Source organism: Asanoa sp. NPDC050611 (assembly GCF_040654855.1).
Classification (GTDB): Bacteria; Actinomycetota; Actinomycetes; order Mycobacteriales; family Micromonosporaceae; genus Asanoa.
Genome location: NZ_JBFAIU010000611.1, coordinates 1 through 2,236, shown reverse-complemented (window position 1 = coordinate 2,236; position 2,236 = coordinate 1). Strand labels below are relative to the sequence as shown.

The 2,236-nt window shown below is 72.8% G+C and carries 1 protein-coding gene and 2 pseudogenes; all 3 read right to left on the bottom strand.

Features of this window, described 5'->3' with window-relative positions:
- A pseudogene (locus AB0H87_RS40920) lies at nt 1-1,037 on the bottom strand (peptidase M14); the annotation flags it as partial.
- 61 nt (nt 1,038-1,098) lie between these two features.
- Nucleotides 1,099-1,731, bottom strand: coding sequence for a hypothetical protein (locus AB0H87_RS40915; RefSeq protein ID WP_360158977.1), 633 nt, complete (start codon nt 1,729-1,731; stop codon nt 1,099-1,101).
- A gap of 28 nt (nt 1,732-1,759) precedes the next feature.
- A pseudogene (locus AB0H87_RS40910) lies at nt 1,760-2,236 on the bottom strand (endonuclease/exonuclease/phosphatase family protein); the annotation flags it as partial.

The following is a 2,236-nucleotide window of genomic DNA, read 5'->3' as shown; positions in this document are numbered from 1 at the left end:
GTCGCGAGCGAGACGGTCAGGACCCGGTCCTTGTACGTGGCGTTCAGCGGCCGGTTCTTCTTGCCAGGGTCGACGGTCTTCGCCTGTACGCCGTTCATCTTCTGGTCGCCGAACTTGACCGACTCGACGACGATGGCGGCGTTCGCGGTGTCACCGAGGTACGCGGTGGCGGTGCGGCGGTAGCCCTGCGTCTTGTTCGGCAGGTCGATGACGTCGACGAGCGCCGGGTACTGCCGCTTGAGCCGCTTGATCCGCGCCTGGATGTCGGTCGGCGTCATGTAGGCGGAGATGAAGTCCTTCTGGTAGCCGGCCGGCAGCGGCGGCGGGGTCGCGCCCGGCCAGGCGCTCGGCGTGATGGCGCGGGTGGCGCCGCCGAGGCTGGAGGTGGCCTTGACGGTCACCGGCTGCGCGGGCACGGGCTGGGGGAGGGCGACGTGGTACTGGTACTCGCCCGAGTCCTCGAACCGGGAGAGGGGGAAGGAGCCGGTGCGGCCGTCCGCGGTCGTCCACGTCACCGTGATCTCGACGTCCGGGTCGTCGGTCGCCGTGGTGGCGACCTGCACCGCGAGGAAACTCTGGCCCTCGGTGGTCCACCAGTACGACTGGAGGAACTGGAGGGTGTCGGTGTTGGCGACCAGGGCGCGGGCGGTGTCGCCGGCCGCGGCGCGCTTGCTGGCCGCGGCCCGGGCGGAGCCCTCGGTGGCGGTCTGGATGAGCTGGGTCGCCACGGCGCCGCGGGCGGTCAGCGCGGCCAGCTCCTGGTCGGAGACGACCAGGTCGACCTGGACCTGGCCGAGGGTCGTGCGTGGCCGGGCGGCGACGTCGGCGCCGCTGGCGACCAGGTCGCGCAGCATCGCTTCGTTGGGGAGGCGGAAGCGGACGAGGGCGGTCTCGCCGGCGGCGAGCTTGACGGCGGGGCCGGCGGCGGGCGCGGCGGTGGTGGGCGGGGCGGCGACGCCCGAACCGGACGGGGCGAGCAGCCCGACGGTCAGAACGGCTGCGGTGGCACCGGCCACCCAGATCCGTCTGGTTGACATGAAACCTCCTGCGGACATCGAAGGACGTTGGGTCCTACATCAGTCCACAGATCGAGCAATGTCAACCGTTCGAAAGATAAGCCAAGATAACTTCCGGTTGCTCGTCCCAGCGGCCGGTGAGCGCGGCGGCTGGAAGGTCACCGTCCGTAAACCGGCGGAGGATGACGATGCGTAGTGACCCGACGTGGACGACGGTGTGGTCGCCGTGGTCCTCGATCCGCCGGATCTCCTCGACCGCGGGCGGGGTGCGGCCCGGGACGCCGGTGCCGCGGGCCGTCATCGCCGGCGCCCGCCGCTCCAGGGTGCCCGCGCCGTCGACGTCGACGAACTCCTCGGCCTCGCCGGAGCCGGAGATGATCGCGCCGGCCAGGGCGGCGAGGTAGACCGGGTCGCCGGCGGCGTCGTAGACCCAGCGCTTGCCGAGCACGGAGTGCTCCGCGGTGCCGAGCAGCCAGGTGTCGCAACCGGGCAGCGGCGCGTCACGATAGGTGAGCGGAACGTGGTGGACCGGGCCGGAGCCGTAACGGACGAGCATGGTCTCGATGCCGACCGCTCCGGCGGGGTCGTCGAACCGGAACGCCGCGACCCGCTCTAGGTCGCCGGCGGCACCCTGGTGCCAGCGCCGGCCGGGCAACCAGCCGGCGATGAGTTCGAGCTTGGTGGGCGTCACAGTGGCCCGGTGCAGCGTCGCCATTGGCGGATCGTACGCCCGCCCGCTGACCTCAGGCTGTGCCGGTCAGCCCAACCGTGACGAGCAGGCCCGGGTGGTCGGTGCTGCGGGCCAGGTCGACCTGCCGCATGGTCGGCTGCGCGAGGTCCCGGGTGGCGAGGACGTGCTGCAGGGCGCCGTCGCCGAGCCAGCGGTAGCCGGCCGGGAGGCAATCGCGCAGGTCCGGACCGCTCTGGGTCCCGTAGCGCAGGTTGAGGTCGCCGGCGACGATGGTCGGCCGGTAGCCGGCGCGCCGGTGCAGGGCCGGCAGGGTGACGCCGAACAGGTGCTGGCACTGGTGCAGCGCGGCCTGCCCGTCGAACCCCGCCAGGTGGGTGGTGCACACGTCGACGGCGGCGAGCAGGCACAGCCAGGCCCGCTCCTCGGGGTCGACCGGGTCCTGCACCGGGTAGACGCCGCCGACGACCTCGTGCGCGACCGGGGGACGGCGGGCGACCAGGCCGATGCCGGTCGGCGTGCGCAGCCTGAC